Origin of the sequence: Streptomyces sp. WMMC940 (assembly GCF_027460265.1) — a bacterium.
Taxonomy (GTDB): Bacteria; Actinomycetota; Actinomycetes; order Streptomycetales; family Streptomycetaceae; genus Streptomyces.
In genome coordinates, this window is record NZ_JAPZBC010000001.1 from 697,401 (window position 1) to 712,369 (window position 14,969).

Annotated in this window: 14 protein-coding genes; 4 read left to right on the forward strand and 10 right to left on the reverse strand. The window is 73.1% G+C overall.

Going from position 1 to position 14,969, the window contains the following annotated elements; genetic code table 11:
- The 4 genes from O7595_RS03225 to O7595_RS03240 form a co-directional block, all read right to left on the reverse strand.
- Complete coding sequence (locus O7595_RS03225) at nucleotides 1-381, reverse strand: hypothetical protein (protein ID WP_269727202.1); 381 nt, start codon at nucleotides 379-381, stop codon at nucleotides 1-3.
- Between the two features lie 677 nt (nucleotides 382-1,058).
- Nucleotides 1,059-1,238: a DUF6480 family protein gene (locus tag O7595_RS03230; RefSeq protein ID WP_269727203.1), complete on the reverse strand. Its 180-nt coding sequence runs from the start codon at nucleotides 1,236-1,238 to the stop codon at nucleotides 1,059-1,061.
- Nucleotides 1,239-1,516: 278 nt separating this feature from the next.
- Nucleotides 1,517-2,371 (reverse strand): LytR/AlgR family response regulator transcription factor, encoded by an 855-nt coding sequence (locus tag O7595_RS03235; RefSeq protein ID WP_269727204.1) that lies wholly within the window; start codon nucleotides 2,369-2,371, stop codon nucleotides 1,517-1,519.
- Between the two features lie 48 nt (nucleotides 2,372-2,419).
- On the reverse strand, nucleotides 2,420-2,695 hold the full coding sequence (locus O7595_RS03240) for an anti-sigma factor family protein (protein ID WP_269727205.1): 276 nt from the start codon (nucleotides 2,693-2,695) through the stop codon (nucleotides 2,420-2,422).
- 182 nt (nucleotides 2,696-2,877) lie between these two features.
- Between O7595_RS03240 and O7595_RS03245 the strand changes: the two genes are divergently transcribed.
- Nucleotides 2,878-3,558, forward strand: a complete 681-nt coding sequence (locus O7595_RS03245; RefSeq protein ID WP_269727206.1) for a zf-HC2 domain-containing protein — start codon at nucleotides 2,878-2,880, stop codon at nucleotides 3,556-3,558.
- A 37-nt stretch (nucleotides 3,559-3,595) separates the two neighbouring features.
- Here O7595_RS03245 and O7595_RS03250 read toward each other — a convergent pair whose 3' ends face one another.
- The 4 genes from O7595_RS03250 to O7595_RS03265 form a co-directional block, all read right to left on the reverse strand.
- On the reverse strand, nucleotides 3,596-4,459 hold the full coding sequence (locus O7595_RS03250) for an Fpg/Nei family DNA glycosylase (protein WP_269727207.1): 864 nt from the start codon (nucleotides 4,457-4,459) through the stop codon (nucleotides 3,596-3,598).
- 111 nt (nucleotides 4,460-4,570) lie between these two features.
- The gene (locus O7595_RS03255) at nucleotides 4,571-5,968 is read right to left on the reverse strand and encodes a wax ester/triacylglycerol synthase family O-acyltransferase (RefSeq protein WP_269727208.1); all 1,398 of its coding nucleotides are present in this window, start codon (nucleotides 5,966-5,968) and stop codon (nucleotides 4,571-4,573) included.
- A gap of 110 nt (nucleotides 5,969-6,078) precedes the next feature.
- Nucleotides 6,079-8,151 (reverse strand): SpoIIE family protein phosphatase, encoded by a 2,073-nt coding sequence (locus O7595_RS03260; protein ID WP_269727209.1) that lies wholly within the window; start codon nucleotides 8,149-8,151, stop codon nucleotides 6,079-6,081.
- 55 nt (nucleotides 8,152-8,206) lie between these two features.
- The gene (locus O7595_RS03265; protein ID WP_269727210.1) at nucleotides 8,207-9,568 is read right to left on the reverse strand and encodes a DUF6777 domain-containing protein; all 1,362 of its coding nucleotides are present in this window, start codon (nucleotides 9,566-9,568) and stop codon (nucleotides 8,207-8,209) included.
- Nucleotides 9,569-9,722: 154 nt separating this feature from the next.
- On the opposite strand from O7595_RS03265, the gene O7595_RS03270 reads away from it, so the two are divergent.
- The 3 genes from O7595_RS03270 to O7595_RS03280 are packed head-to-tail and all read left to right on the forward strand — an operon-like array spanning nucleotide 9,723 to nucleotide 12,609.
- Nucleotides 9,723-10,601, forward strand: coding sequence for a YndJ family protein (locus O7595_RS03270; protein ID WP_269727211.1), 879 nt, complete (start codon nucleotides 9,723-9,725; stop codon nucleotides 10,599-10,601).
- The gene (locus O7595_RS03275) at nucleotides 10,598-11,209 is read left to right on the forward strand and encodes a DUF1990 family protein (RefSeq protein WP_269727212.1); all 612 of its coding nucleotides are present in this window, start codon (nucleotides 10,598-10,600) and stop codon (nucleotides 11,207-11,209) included. Before O7595_RS03270 ends, O7595_RS03275 begins: the two co-directional genes overlap by 4 nt.
- Nucleotides 11,176-12,609 (forward strand): lipase maturation factor family protein, encoded by a 1,434-nt coding sequence (locus O7595_RS03280; protein WP_269727213.1) that lies wholly within the window; start codon nucleotides 11,176-11,178, stop codon nucleotides 12,607-12,609. Before O7595_RS03275 ends, O7595_RS03280 begins: the two co-directional genes overlap by 34 nt.
- Nucleotides 12,610-12,787: 178 nt before the next feature.
- Here the strand turns inward: O7595_RS03280 and O7595_RS03285 are convergent, their stop codons facing one another.
- Nucleotides 12,788-12,958, reverse strand: coding sequence for a hypothetical protein (locus O7595_RS03285; protein WP_017947290.1), 171 nt, complete (start codon nucleotides 12,956-12,958; stop codon nucleotides 12,788-12,790).
- Between the two features lie 307 nt (nucleotides 12,959-13,265).
- A complete protein-coding gene (locus O7595_RS03290; RefSeq protein WP_269727214.1) occupies nucleotides 13,266-14,729 on the reverse strand; it encodes an SDR family NAD(P)-dependent oxidoreductase in 1,464 nt (487 codons plus the stop codon).
- Nucleotides 14,730-14,969: the final 240 nt, after the last annotated feature.

The following is a 14,969-nucleotide window of genomic DNA, read 5'->3' on the forward strand; positions in this document are numbered from 1 at the left end:
TCAGCGGCCTTCGACGAGCCCGGTGAAGTCCTCTTCGTTGCGCTCGGCGCGGCGGACGTACCAGCGGGCGGTCAGCCACATCAGCGGGTAGACGCCGACACCGAGCACCACCCACACGAAGGGCTCGGGCGAGGAGAAGGAGCCGAGGACGGCGGCGGGGAAGGCGAAGAGCAGGGGGAGCGTGCCGACGAGGACGGCGAGCGTGCCCAGCGCGTACAGGGCGGCACGCAGCTGGCTGCGCATCAGGGAACGCACGTAGACCGTGCCGATCGGGGTCTGCTCGCTGATCTCCGAGCGAGCGGGGGCGTGTCCGGGGCGGCGGCGGGTGCCGCGGGGCACGCCCGTGACGACTTCACGGCGGGGTGGCTGTGCTGCAGACATGGGCGTCCGCTCCCGGCGTTCTCTCGGCGGCTCGTACGGACGGCCGCTCACTGCGACGGGCGGCCTGCCCGCAGGGGTCGTTGGAGTCTACGCAGGTGGGGCGAGGGAGGGATAGGCGCCGGGGGTGTCGGCCCGATCTCAGCGGGGCGCCGATCCGGGGTACGGCTCGGCCGGCGGCGCCTGCCCCTCGCCGTACGGACGGCGCGGGACGGCGAACGGCGCCGCCGGCGCGCCGAGCCGTACGCGGGGGCCGGCACCGGCGGACACCACCCGGCCACCGCCCGGGCCACCCGGGCGACGGTCTCAGGTCTGGGGAGCCGTGAACTTCCTTACGGCGTGGGGCGCGTGCTGGTGGAGGGCGAGGGGCCGGAGCAGGAACGCGGCCACCACGACAGGACCTTCCGGAGCGACGGGGCGGCGGGGAGGGCGGACGTCGGGGACCACGGGGCGGCGGGGAGCCACCGGATACCCCCGGTTCGGTCCCCGACTCCCCGGTTTCCCCGACTCCCGGTTCCGTCCCCGGCTCCCGGCGGCGCGGCCGACGGACCCGGCGACCGGGTCCACGCCACGTGTCACTGACGGACTCGGCGCCGGTGGCCCACGCGAGTCCCACGAGCGCCGGTCCGGCGGCGTGCCGTGCGGAAGGCGCGCCGCCCGTGCGGCCCGCCCGTGCCCGCTCAGAAACTGAAGGCCCAGCCGATGAACAGCACGGCGAAGAGCACGCTGCACGCGACGATCAGCGACAGGATCGCCACGGGGTGTTCCCAGAGCCCGCCGTCCGGGCGCTCCTGGTGGGCCTCGGCGATGGACGCCTCGGACGGCGGCGTCTCCTGCGGGGGTACACGTCGATCGGTCATCGTTCTCTCCCGTCGCTCACGACTCCGGGAGCGCCGCACCGCCGGCCTCCCCGGCGCGTGAGGCGGCCGGCAGCGGCTCTCCGGGCCCGGCCGCCGTCGCGGTGCGGACCCGCCCAGACCGGGCGGGGCCGGATTCCACGGCGGAACCGGCTCATATCCACTATGCGGCGTCCGTCCGCGCCCTGGGGATACTCGCATCGCTGGCGCATCGCTTTCCCGCCCGGCGTCCTGCGGAACGCCCTCGTCGGCGCGCCGACGGACCTCGGAAGGGGCGGCTGTCAGCCCCGGGCGTGGCGCATCAGCAGATCCCGCAACTGGCGGGCGTGGCGGCGGCTCACGGCGAGCTCCGCCGTGCCCACGCGGACGGTCGTGGCACCCCCGTCCAGCCGGAGTTCGTCGATCCGGCCGAGGGCCACGAGGTGGCTGCGGTGTATCCGGACGAAGCCGCGGGACGCCCAGCGCTCCTCCAGCGTGGAGAGCGGGATCCGGACGAGATGGCTGCCCTCGGCCGTGTGCAGACGCGCGTAGTCGCCCTGAGCCTCGACGTACGTGATCTCGTCGATGGGGACGAACCTGGTCACGCCGCCCAGTTCGACGGGGATCTGCTCGGGCGCGGTGCCCGGTGCGGTGGACCCGGTGACCAGCGGACCGGGGGCCGAGGGGCCGGTCCGATCCGGCGCCGCCCCGGCCGCTCCCGGCTCCGCGCCGGTGGCCGGCGGGTTGCGCCGGGCCCCGCGCGCGGCCGCGGTCAGATCGCTGACCCGGCGAACGGCTTCGGCGAGCCGTTCCCTGCGCACCGGCTTGAGGACGTAGTCGACGGCCTTGAGGTCGAACGCCTGCACGGCGAAGCCCTCATGGGCCGTGACGAACACGATCAGCGGCGGCCGGGCGAACTCCGAGAGCAGCCGGGCGACGTCGAGCCCGGTGAGCCCCGCCATGTGGATGTCGAGGAAGACGACGTCGATGCCGTCGTCGCCGCCCGGCCCCGCGTCCAGCGCCCGGCTGATGCGGCGAAGCGCCTCCGTGGCGTCGGTGGCACCGTCCGCGCTGGCCACTCGCGGGTCGGAGCGCAGCAGGTACAGCAGTTCCCCCAGCGCCGGCTTCTCGTCGTCGACGGCAAGTACGCGCAGCATGCTGCGGATTTTAGGCACGCGCCGCCCGGGCGACCACGGGCGTGCCGGTCACCTCGGCCACCGGACGTGCCCGCCGGCTCCGTCACTCCCGCCCGCCCCGGTGCCGAAGGCGTCGTCCTCCGCACACGCCGCCCGCAGCGCCTGGGCGTCGGCCATGCCGAGGTATGTGGCACGGCACCGGCCACAGTGGGTGAGGTGCCCCGCCACCCGGGCCTCCTCGTGGGGGACGAGCACGCCGAGGACATACGCGCCGAGCAGCGGCTCCACATGGGGGCTGCCGGGAGGCCGCCCGGTCATAGGGACGCCCGAATCTCCACCGTTCACCCACCCATTCTGCCGGTCCTCTCCACAACTCGGCGCCACGGTCGCACCACCGCGCGACCTGGCCGCACTTTCCCCTTCCGCCGCTGAGCACGGCACCGCTCCGCTGCGTATTCCAGAGCGACACCCACGGTGCATACGCCTCGTATGGACCGTTCGTAGCCGACGAGCCGAAGGATTGGTCCATGAATCTGCGGGAGCAGCACCGGGATGTGGCCGCCTACGCGCTCGGTGTCCTCGACCCCGTGGACGCCTTCCGCTTCGAGGAGCATCTGGCGGACTGCGGCCTCTGCGCCCTGCGGCTCTCCGACTTCGCTCCGGTCGCGTCGGCGCTGAGTGATCTCGCCGGTCCCGGCCGGGCCGACGAGCCACCGGCGCCGCGGCTGCTGGAGCGTCTGCTCCACGAGGTCGCGGTCCGGCGCCGGCGCGGTTCGCGCCGCAGGCTGCGGCTGGTGGCCGCGGCGGCCGCGTTGATCGTGGCGCTGCCCGCGGCGGCGGTGAGTCTGTCGCGCGGGCCGGACGGCCCGGTCACGGACGGCCCCGACGAGCGGATCACGGCCACGGACGGCGCCACGGGCGTCTACGGCGCCGTGGATCTGCGCTCCAAGGGCTGGGGCACGGCCGTGGCCCTTCGCATGGCGAAGCTGCCCGGCCCGCGGACCTGCCGGCTGGTCGCGGTCGCCAAGGACGGCAAGGAGTACGCGGTCACCAGCTGGTCGGTGCCCGCCGTCGGCTACGGGACGGGCGCCCCGGGGGCGGAGGAGGAGATGGACATGGAGGTGGGGACGGCGTTGCGGCGCGACGAGATCGGCCACTTCGAGGTCCGCACGGACAGCGGCGAGCACCTGGTGTCCCTGGACCGCTGACCGTCGGCCCGGGCCCGCTCCCGGCGCCCGCGCGCCGTCATTTGAGCAGCCGCGACAGCCTGCGGTCCGCGAGCGGCCTGCCGCCCGTCTGGCACGTGGGGCAGTACTGCAGCGACGAGTCGTGGAACGACACCTCGCGGATGGTGTCGCCGCACACGGGACAGGGCTCGCCGGTGCGGCCGTGCACCCTCAGACCGCTCTTCTTCTCGGCCTTCAGCCGGCCGGCGGCCAGGCCCCTCGATCGCTCGACGGCGTCCTCCAGCGTCGTGCGCATCGCCTCGTACAGACCGGTGGTCTCGTCCTCGCCGAGTCTCGAGGTGAGCTTGTACGGCGACATCCTCGCGGCGTGCAGGATCTCGTCGCTGTACGCGTTGCCGATTCCGGCGATGAGGCTCTGGTCGCGCAGCGCTCCCTTGATCTGACGGCGCTCCCCGGCGAGGAGCGCGGCGAACGCGTCGCGGTCGAAGTCGTCCGCGAGCGGGTCCGGTCCGAGCCGGGCGACACCGGGCACCTCGGCCGGGTCGTGCACGAGGTGCACGGCGAGTCGTTTGGTCGTGCCCGCCTCGGTCAGGTCGAAGCCGTCCCCGCCGGTGAGCGCGGCGCGCAGGGCCAGCGGGCCCTTGCCCGGGCGGGGCATACCCGACGGGAGGACGTCCTTCCACTGCAGCCATCCGGCCCTGGCGAGGTGGAAGACGAGGTGCAGTCCGCCGCCGGTGCCGATGTCGAGGAACTTGCCGTGCCGCCGCACCGAGGTGACCTCCCTGCCGTCGAGGGCGGTGAGCGGCGGGTCGTACGTCTTCAGCACGCTGATCGCCACGGGCATCATCCGGGCGATCTCCTTGCCGAGCAGGTTCTCGTCGAGGAAGCCCCTGAGCGCTTCGACCTCGGGCAGTTCCGGCATGGCTCCAGCGTGCCGTACCGGGCCCGCTCGCGCAGGCCCGCCCCGGGCACCGGCCCGGTCCCCGGAGCGGGTTTGGAAGTCCCGTCCGGCCGGGGACGTCCGGCGGGCCCCCTAGCGGACCAGCTCCAGCAGCGCGGCCATCTCCTCCTCGATCGCGCGGGCCAGGCGGTCCACGTCGGGCAGGGCCCTCCCGTCGGCGACCAGGCCGAAGTGCACCCGGCCGCCGTACGTGGACATCGCCACGGCGAGGGACTGGCCGCGGGCGAGCGGGGCCATCGGGTAGATCGCACGCAGCGGGCAGCCGCCGAGCGACAGCGCGGAGCGGGGCAGCGGCACGCTGGTCGCAAGGAGGTCGAACAGCATCCGGGCGGCGTTGCCGGCGATCGGCGCTCCGAACCGGTGAGCGAGCGGCGGGAGTTGGTCGGCGAGCACGGCGACGGCTCCGGCGCCGCGCAGCGGCCCCGCCGCCTTGTTCCGGTCCATGCCGTCGCGGACCGCGTAGAGCCGGGCCCAGGGGTCGGGCTCGGTGACGGGGAGGTCGAGCAGGTACGCGGACAACTTGTTTCCGGAACCCGGGGGGCCGCCGGGCCGGCGCCTGGACACCGGGACGAGGGCGCTGGGGTCGGTGGGCGGCAGGGCGTCGCCCCGCTCGGTCATCCAGCGCCGCAGTGCCCCCGCCACGATGGCGAGGAGCACGTCGTTCGCGGTGCCGCCGGCGACCCTGCGGACCTCGTGGACCTCGTCGAGCTCGAGTACGGAGGTGGCGAGCCTCCGGGTGCCGCTGGAGCTGGCGGCGAGCGCAGCGGCACCGCGAGGGTCGAGCCGGCCGGCCCGGGCGAGCGAGGCGCCCACGAGGGAGGCCCCGACTCCGAAGGCCCGGCCCAGCTCCTCGATGCGTCCGCGCGCCATCCCGGCGACCTGCCAGGGACCGGGGAGCCAGGATCGAGGCGGTACGGCGGCCGGGCTCCGGCCGGTCCTGCGGCCGTGCCTGCGGGCGCGCGCGGCGAGCGGCCCGGCGATCTCGTCGAAGATGCCCGCCCCGATGGCGACGGCCCGCATGCCGTCGGCGAGGGCGTGGTGCAGTTTGACCAGGACGGCGAACGGATCCCCGGGGCCTCCGGTGAGCAGGTACATCTCCCAGGGCGGCAACCCCCGTTCGAGCGGACGCTCCATCAGCTCCCCGGCGAGCGTGGCCGCGGACGCCGCGAAGTCACCCGCCGGCAGCCGGACCTGACGCAGATGACTCCGTACGTCGAAGTCCTTGTCGGCCGTCCAGGCGGCGCCGCCCACGGGCAGCAGCACGTCGGTGACGCGCATGCGCAGGCGGGGGATCGCGGAGGTGCGGGCGGCGAGCAGCGCCAGGATCTCCTCGCTGCCCGCCGTGGTCGTGCCGGCGTCCCCGGACGCGGGCGGGTTGAAGTGGGCGAGCGCGCCGAGGTGCATCGGGTGGTCGGCGGACTCGAGGTGCCAGAAGGCCAGATCCAGGGGTGCCAGCAGCTCGGTGCTCAAGGGTGTCCTCATGTCCTAGGAGGCCGGAACACAGGAATCAGCAGTCAATCGCCTGCGGTCGGTTACGGTCAAGCGCAATCAGGTTACATAGGGTTACCGTCGGGTTTTCTTCAGGTTGCCACCCGGACCGGGACGGTGAACTCGCACCACACGCATTTGCCGGTGCCGCGCGACTCCACGCCCCAGACGTCCGCCAGCCGGTCCACCAGCATCAGTCCCCTGCCGGAGACCCCGGCGTCCCCCGCCTCCCGGCGCCGGGGCAGGGCGCTGGAGGAGTCCTCGACCTCGGCCCGCAGCCGCCGCTCGGGCCCCGTGAGCACGCGCACGGTCACGATCGCCCCGCCGTCGGTGTGCATCAGGGCATTGGTGATCAGTTCGTCGGCCGCCAGCTCGATCTCGTCCGAGCGGTCCGCCGCACCCCAGGCCCGAACGGCGGCCCGGATCATGTGCCGGGCGGAGCTGAGCGCCTCGGGGTCGTTCTGGGCGACGTGCTGCTGGAGCCGCCCGCCGGAGTGCGGGGCGTACGCGCCGCGGCGCTGGAGCATCAGCAGCGCGACGTCGTCGTCGCCGCCTCGCTCGTCGACCTCCTCGCAGAGCTGGTCCGCGAGCAGCTGGAGGTTCTTGGAGCCGCCCCGGATCGCGTTCGTGAGCTGCCGCATCCCGTCGTCGAGGTCGGCACCGGGCTGTTCGACGAGCCCGTCGGTGTAGAGCAACAGGGTCTGTCCGGGGTCGAGTTCCAGGGTGGCGACGGGGTACTCGAGCCGGCCGAACTCGGCGGACAGGCCCAGTGGCATCCCACCCTCCACCGGGATCCGGCGGCCCTCCCCGTCGGAGTCGAGGAGCAGCGGGTCGACATGGCCGGCGCGGACCATCTGCACGACGCCCGTGGTGAGGTCGGCCTCCGCGTAGATGCAGGTGGCGAAGCGGTCGGTGTCGAGCTCATGGAGGAAGACCGAGGCGCGGGCCATCACCGTCGCGGGAGTGTGCCCTTCGGCCGCGTACGCGCGCAGCACGATGCGCAGTTGGCCCATGACGGCGGCGGCGTGGGTGTCATGCCCCTGGACGTCTCCGATGATCGCGCCGACCCGACCCCCGGGCAGGGGGATGACGTCGTACCAGTCGCCGCCGATGTCGCGGCCGAGGCGAGCCGAACGGTATCGCACCGCGATCCGGGCCCCGGGCACGGAGGGGATGCGGCGGGGCAGCATCGCCTGCTGGAGCCCCTCGGCCAGGTCGTGCTCCTGCTCGAAGAGCATGGCCCGCTGCAGGCTCTGCGCGATGCTGCTGCTCAGCGCCACGAGCAGATTGCGCTCCTCGGTGGTGAAGCCGGTCTTCTCCCTGTACAGCAGTCCGAGCGCGCCGATCGGCCTGGCCTGGGCGATCAGCGGCATGTAGGCCGCGGAGGTGATGCCGAGTCCGCTGATGTGCGGCCAGAGCCGCGGGTACGAGCCGGCGAAGTCCTCCTTGGACTCGATGAACCGGGGCACCAGCGTGCGGATGACCTCGCTCATCGGGTACTGCTCGTCGACCCGGGTGAATCGGGTGCCCGGGACGAAGGAGCCCTCCGGGCCCTCCGCGACGAGATGGATGCGCCCGGACTCCAGCAGCCCCATCACCAGGCTGGTGGCGCCGAGGTGTTCCAGCCCGTGCGAGTCCTTGAGCACGTCGATGACGTCCTTGACGGTCCTGGCGTGGGCGAGGGCGGCCGTGGTGCTCTCCACGACGCTGGTCTGACGTCGGCGTTCCGCGTCGAGTTCGAGCCGGGCGGAGGATTCGGCGAGCTCCTGGGTGGCGTCGCGGACGATGCCGATGATGCGGTGGGGGCGGCCCTCGGCGTCGCGGACCACCGACCCCTGGGTGTGCGTCCAGCGCAGGGTGCCGTTGCGGCAGCGGATGCGGAAGTACGCACCGTAGTGGGAGCTGCCGTTCTTCAGCGCCTGCGAGACCAGCTCGTCCAGCCGGGCGGCCTCGCCGCGCGGGAAACGCCGGGCCAGGGTCTCGGGGCGGCCGTCGTACTGGTCGGCCGGCGTGTCGAACACGTCGAGAGCGGGCTGATCCAGATGCATCAGCCCGCTGTCGAGGTCCCAGTCGAAGCTGCCCATGCGGTTGAGGGCCAGGCTCAGATCCGGGTTGGCGGGCCAGTCGTCGGGAAGCGACAGGGCCCCCGCTGCCCGATCAACCATGGTGACACTCTGCCATCATTTGTCCGATTTATCGAGCGAGCGGGGCGCTGCGGCCTCAGCCCTGGACACTCCCGCCGCCGGGGGCGGGCAGGCCGGTACCGGTCCCGGTACCGCCGGGAAGCGGCGCGTCCGGAAGGATGACGCCGGGCCCACCCTGGGGCTCGCCCGCGCCGCCGACGGCACCCGAGCCCTGGTCCACGCCGCCGACGGCACCCGAGCCCTGGTCCACGCCGCCGACGGCGCCCGAGCCCTGGCCGGCGCCACCGACGGCACCCGAGCCCTGACCGGCGCCACCGACGGAGTCCGGCGAGATCAGGATGTCGCTGTCGCTCAGACCGGCACCGCCCTGGTCGAACCCGCCCGAGCCGCCCGCGTCCTGCCCGCCGGTGCCCTGGCCCGCCCCGTCGGGCAGCGGCGCGTCCGGGAGGATGGGCGGCGGGCCGTCGGGCCCACGGGTCGGCGAGCTCGGGACACCGGGGCGGACCGCGCTCGGAGACGCCGGCCGCGGACCGGAGGCGTCGGGACTCGGCGGCGGCGGTTCGCTCGGCGACCCGGGCCCGGCCGGCTGGGGCCCCTGGGGTGCGTCGGCGACGTGGAGCCCCGGATCGTAGGCGGGCGGCACCTGCGGGTTCTGGTCCGCCTCGCCGTCGGAGCCGCTCCTGCGCTCCATCCAGGTGTTGGCGGCGATGTCGACGATCACCAGAGCGTCGATCACGTGCGCGGCCCGGGTGATCACGACCACGCGGTCACGGTCGTACCCCTGCCAGGGCTTGCCCTGCTCGTTCACCGCCCCGGCGGTCACCACGGGGGAGGCGAGCGGACTCCCGGACCCGCAGCGGACCCGCGGCGAGCCGTGCTCGTCGACGAGCACCGCGGTCCCGGCCTGGAGGACGGCCTGCCGGCGCTGGGCGACACCGTCGCGGTAGCCGTGGTTGGTGACCCGGGCGTCGGCCCTCAGCACCACGGGGGTGAGACCCCGCAGGAACCCCGGCATGTCCTCCTGGCCGACGCCGACGCCCTCGGCGAACGCCTGCGCCTTGCCCTGGTCGGCGACCAGGAACCGGATCTGCTGCTCCACGTCACAGCTCGCGACGGACCGCGTGCCGCCGTACAGTCCGGGCGTGGAGCCCAGCACCGTGCGGATGGACCGCACATCGGCGTCCTTCTGCGCGGAGTTGGACGCGCGTGGCGCCGGCAGCTGACGGGACACCGCCGTCACGGTGGCCGTGGAGGGCGTGAACGGATCGGGGCCGGGCTCCGCGGCCGGCTGCAGACGGACCTCCTGCGAGGGGGTCGAGCCCGACTGCCCCTGATCCGTGAGACTGCTGCAGCCAGTGACCAGCAGTGCGGCCGACAAGCCGGCCGACATCGCGGCCAGCCCGGCGTGCCGGCGATACATCGGTGAGCGCACGAACATGCCCCGCCATCTCCCGCCTGTTGTGAGGGTGTGTACCCGGAGTGATCACTCCCTGTCTTGCACCACACCTTCCGGCGCCGCGACTTGAACGCGTTCAAGAATCACTCTAGGCTCGAGTACGGAACTGAACGCGTTCAAGTAGGGGGGTGGCGCGATGACCGCGCTGGTCAACGCGATCGTGATGCTCGGGATGCTGGTGATCGTTCCGCTGGGACTGCGACTGGTGCCGGGCCCGGACCCGGGCGCCGTCCGCCGGCTCTGGCCCTTGCTCGCCCTGCCCGGCGCCGTCAGCCTGTGGCTGCCCCGAGGCGCCCTCGCCACGGCCCTGGCCTCGGTCTACGCCCTCGCCACCGCCGCCCTCGCCCTGCACGCCCCGGCCCGGCTGCGGCGCACCCGCTCGCTCGCGCCGGCGGAGATCGCCGTCCTCACGGCCCTGGCCGCGCCGGCCGTGGCAGGAGTGGCGCTGGTGGCCGAACGCTCCGGCCACGAGCTGCTGGGGTTCGACCTGGGGATCCTCGCCCTGACCGTGCCGCACTTCCACTTCGCGGGCTTCGCCGCTGCGCTGGTCGCGGGCCTGGTCTGCCGTTCCACCGGGGGTTCCACCGGCCGGTTCGCGGCGGTCAGCGTGCCGGCGGGGACCCTGCTGGTACTCGCCGGCTACTTCACGGGCGACTGGGCCGAACTGGCCGGGGCGGTGGTGCTGACCGCCGGAATGTGGGCCGTCGCACTGCTGACCTGGCGCGATGTACGCACAGGCAGGGCCGAAAGGCTGATTCGCAAACTTCTCGGGGTATCGGCGGCCGTTCTGGTGGCGACGATGCTCCTCGCCCTGAGCTGGGCGGTCGGCGAGGCCACCGGCCTGCCGCACCCCGACCTCACCTGGATGGCCGCCACGCACGGCCTCGGCAACGCCCTGGGCTTCGCCCTCTGCTCGCTGCTGGCCTGGCTGCGGCTGGAGGAGACCACCGCACGGACGGCCGGCGGGCGGAGGACCACCGCACGAGCCGGATCGACAGGACCGGGGTCGACATGACCCGGATCGACAGGAACGGAAAGGACCGCGACGTGACCCTCGCCGAAGGACTCAACTACGCCGAGACCGGCGCCACCCGCCGCACCCCCCTGCCCGAGGGCTACCACCACCTCCACGTCCGCGTGCCGGTGGGCCACGGCCCCGCGGCCCTGGAGACCGCGGGCGCCGCCATCACCGGCTGGGCGATGCACCGCGCGTCCGGGGCGCGGTTGACCGCCTCCACCGCCCGCGCCGAACCGGGCACCTCGGTCGAGATCTCGCTCGGCGTGGGACCGCTGCGCTTCCGTGCCCCCTGCCGGGTGATCTGGACCGCGTACGGACCGGACCGCATCGGATTCGCCTACGGCACGCTGACCGGCCACCCCGAGTGCGGCGAGGAGAGCTTCCTCGCGGAGTCGGCGGAGGACGGTTCCGTGTGGTTCACGGTGACGGCGTTCAGCAGGCCCGCCCGCTGGTACACCCGGCTCGCCGGGCCGCTCGTACCCGTGGCGCAGCGGATGTACGCGCGACGGCTCGGTGCCCGCCTGCGCCGGCTCGTCGCCGAGGCGGATACTCGGAGTACGGGAGGTCCGCGATGGAGTGGTTCTCGGCACCCGACTACTGGCTGAGCAGACTCGTCTTCCAGCGGGCGCTGGCCGCTCTGTACCTGGCGGCCTTCGTCGGGGCGGCCCTCCAGTTCCGCGCCCTCATCGGCGAGCGCGGCATGCTCCCGGTACCCGAGTACCTGCGGTACGCCCCGATGCGGCGGGCGCCGAGCATCTTCCAACTGCACTACTCGGACCGGTTCTTCGCCTGCTGCGCCTGGGCGGGGGCGGTGCTCTCGGCCGCGCTGCTCGGGGGCGCGGCCGACCACCTCCCGCTGTGGACGGCGATGCTGTGGTGGGCGGTGCTGTGGGCGCTGTACCTCTCGATCGTCAACGTGGGGCAGACCTGGTACGCCTTCGGCTGGGAGTCGCTGCTGCTGGAGACCGGGTTCCTCGCGGTCTTCCTCGGGAACGAGCGGGCCGCGCCCCCGGTGCTCGTGCTGTGGCTGCTGCGCTGGCTGCTCTTCCGGGTGGAGTTCGGCGCCGGGCTGATCAAGGTACGCGGCGACGAGTGCTGGCGCCGGCTGACGTGCCTGTACTACCACCACGAGACCCAACCGATGCCCGGCCCGCTCAGCTGGTTCTTCCACCGTCTGCCGGGACCGCTGCACCGGATCGAGGCCGCCGCCAACCACGTGACCCAACTTCTGGTGCCGGTGCTGCTGTTCACTCCGCAGCCGGTCGCCTCCGCGGCGGCGGGGCTGATCGTCGTCACCCAGCTGTGGCTCGTCCTGTCCGGCAACTTCGCCTGGCTCAACTGGCTGACGATCGCCCTCGCGCTCTCCGCAATCGACCTCTCCGCCCTCGCCGGGCCGCACCCGCTGCCCGCCCCGCCGCTCTGGTACGAGGTCCTGGTGATCGCGGCGACCGTCCTCGTCCTCGCTCTGAGCCATCGCCCCGTGCGCAACCTGATCTCCCGGCGGCAGGCGATGAACCGGTCCTTCGACCCGCTCCACCTGGTCAACACCTACGGCGCGTTCGGAACCGTCGGGAGGGTCCGGTACGAGGTCGTGATCGAGGGCACGGACGAACCGGTGCCCCGTCCCGGCACGGTGTGGCGGGAGTACGAGTTCAAGGGGAAGCCGGGCGACCTCCGCCGGCTGCCCCGACAGTACGCCCCGTACCACCTGCGCCTCGACTGGCTGATGTGGTTCGCCGCTCTCTCCCCCGCCTACGCCCGGTCCTGGTTCGGCGGCTTCGTGGAGCGGCTGCTGGAGAACGACCGGGACACGCTGAGGCTGCTCCGCCGCAATCCCTTCCCCGACGCACCGCCCTCGTACGTCAGGGCCCGGCTGTACCACTACACGTTCACGGACTGGCGGCGGCTGCGCTCCACGGGCGCGTGGTGGCAGCGGCGCTATCTGCGCGAGTATCTGCCGCCGACCCGGCTGAGCAGCACGGACGTCCCGGCGGAACGGGTCTGACCGTCCACCGGGCCCGGTCCGGCCCGCCCTGCGGAGGGGAACGGGAAAGGCGACGGGGAGAGCCGCCCCGTCGCGCCGCTGGGTCCGGCGTCCCGCGTGCGGCCGGGGCCGGGCAACGGGATGCACGTACCCCCGGTCCGGAGCGGACCGGGGGTGGTGACAGCCGTGGGGCGCGAGATCAGTCGATGCCCTGCAGGATGTGCGGCTCGGCGAGGTCGTCCTCGTAGCCGGCCAGTCTGATCGGCGCGGAACGGGCCCAGACCTCGAGGCTTCCGAGCTCGTCCGGCCGCCCCGGTCGTTCGCCGGGTTCCGCCGAGGGCTTGGTCTTCTTCTTCGTTTCAGTCGTCACCGCGCACTCCTTAGTGTCGCGTCACAGGGACAAGGGCGGTCCGGTCGCGGTGGCGCCGTTCTTCGGGCGGGATCGCGGCCGAGGTTGCGGACCTGTCCCGGGGCGGTCTCGCGAGGTTTCGTGACCCCTTGCCGACCGTCCGTTGTCTCCAGAGTAACCAAATGAGCGCGGCTGCGCTCGATGGATTACGTCACATTGGGCGTTTCTTTACGGGAAACCGCCCCAAGGTGACGGCCCATCGGGTACAGGAAACCCCCGGGGAGTCCTGCTCGCCCGGGGGAATCCGCCGTTCGGGTTACCTCGCGACTCACCAGTTCGCGCGGTCGTAATCCTTCAGGAAGCAGCCGAAGAGGTCCTCGCCGGCCTCGCCGCGCACGATCGGGTCGTACACCCGGGCCGCGCCGTCGACCAGGTCCAGCGGGGCGTGGAAGCCCTCGGCCGCGAGGCGCACCTTGTCCGGGTGCGGACGCTCGTCGGTGATCCAGCCGGTGTCGACGGCGGTCATCAGGATGCCGTCGGCCTCGAACATCTCCTGGGCACTGGTGCGCGTCAGCATGTTCAGGGCCGCCTTGGCCATATTGGTGTGCGGATGGCCGGCGCCCTTGTAGCCGCGGCTGAAGACGCCCTCCATGGCGGAGACGTTCACGACGTACTTGCGCCGGGCCGAGGACGCGGCCATCGCCGCGCGGAGCCGGCTGATCAGGATGAACGGCGCCGTGGAGTTGCACAGCTGCACTTCGAGGAGCTCGACCGGGTCGACCTCGGAGACGGTCTGGATCCAGCTGTTGGTGTCGTGCAGATCGGGCACGAGCCCGCCGGCGTCGATCGCGGTGCCGGCCTCGATCCGCGCGAGCGACGCCGACCCGGAGACGAGGGCGAGACCGGTGACCTCCTGGGCGCTCAGCCCTTCCGAGCGGGGCCCGGGCAGGGCCGCGACCCGGTCCACCCCACCGCTGCCGAAGATGCCGATCACCTCGGCGGCGGGCAGTTCACCCGCGGGCAGCGGTGCCCCCTCTGCCGCGACGAGCTCGCTGTACGCCTGCGGGGAACGGCGCACGGTCTGCGCGGCGTTGTTGATCAGGATGTCCAGCGGCCCCTCGGCCGCGACCGAATCGGCGAGCGCGACGACCTGCGCGGGGTCACGGAGGTCTATACCGACGATCTTGAGCCGGTGGATCCACTCGTCACTGTCCGGCATCGCCTTGAAGCGGCGGACCGCGTCGTTCGGGAAGCGGGTGGTGATGGTGGTGTGGGCGCCGTCGCGGAGCAACCGCAGCGCGATGTACATACCGATCTTGGCCCGGCCACCGGTGAGCAGCGCACGCCGGCCGTTCAGGTCGGTGCGGGCGTCGCGGCGGGCCCGGTTCTCGGCCGCGCACTTCTGGCACAGCTGGTGGTAGAAGGCGTCGACCTCGACGTAGCGGGCCTTGCAGATGTAGCAGGACCGGGGGCGCTGGAGGATGCCCGCGATCTCCCCCGTCACCGACGAGGACGGCAGCAGTCCCTGGGTCTCGTCGTCGATGCGGTCCGCGGAGCCGGTCGCGGTGGCCTCGGTGACGGCCTTGTCGTGGGCGGTCTTGGCGGCGCGGCGCTCCTGGCGGCGGCGCTGCTTCACGGTGCGGTAGATCCCCGCGGTGGCCCTGCGGACGGCGACCGCGTCGGGGTGGTCGACCTCCAGGCGGTCGAGCTCCTCGAGAACGCCCAGGCAGACGGCCAGTCGCTCGGGGTCGATGCCGGGGCCGAAGTCCAGGCTGTCGTCTGTCACCGTCATCGCCGCTGCCGTTCCCTGTGTTCTTCGCGTGCCGCTGGAGGATTCCAAAAGCGGAACTTTACTTCAGAGGCGCGCGTGCGGGCCAAACCGTTACGGGGGGAGACCGATGCATGACGATCCGCCGCCTTCTGTCCACGGTGCGGAACGGCGACGGGGCGACACGGCACCCGCTGCCCCTTGCCCGACGCGAGACCACCCCGGCCTTCGAGAGGGGTGGGGCTCCCGGTCCCGCTCCGGGCT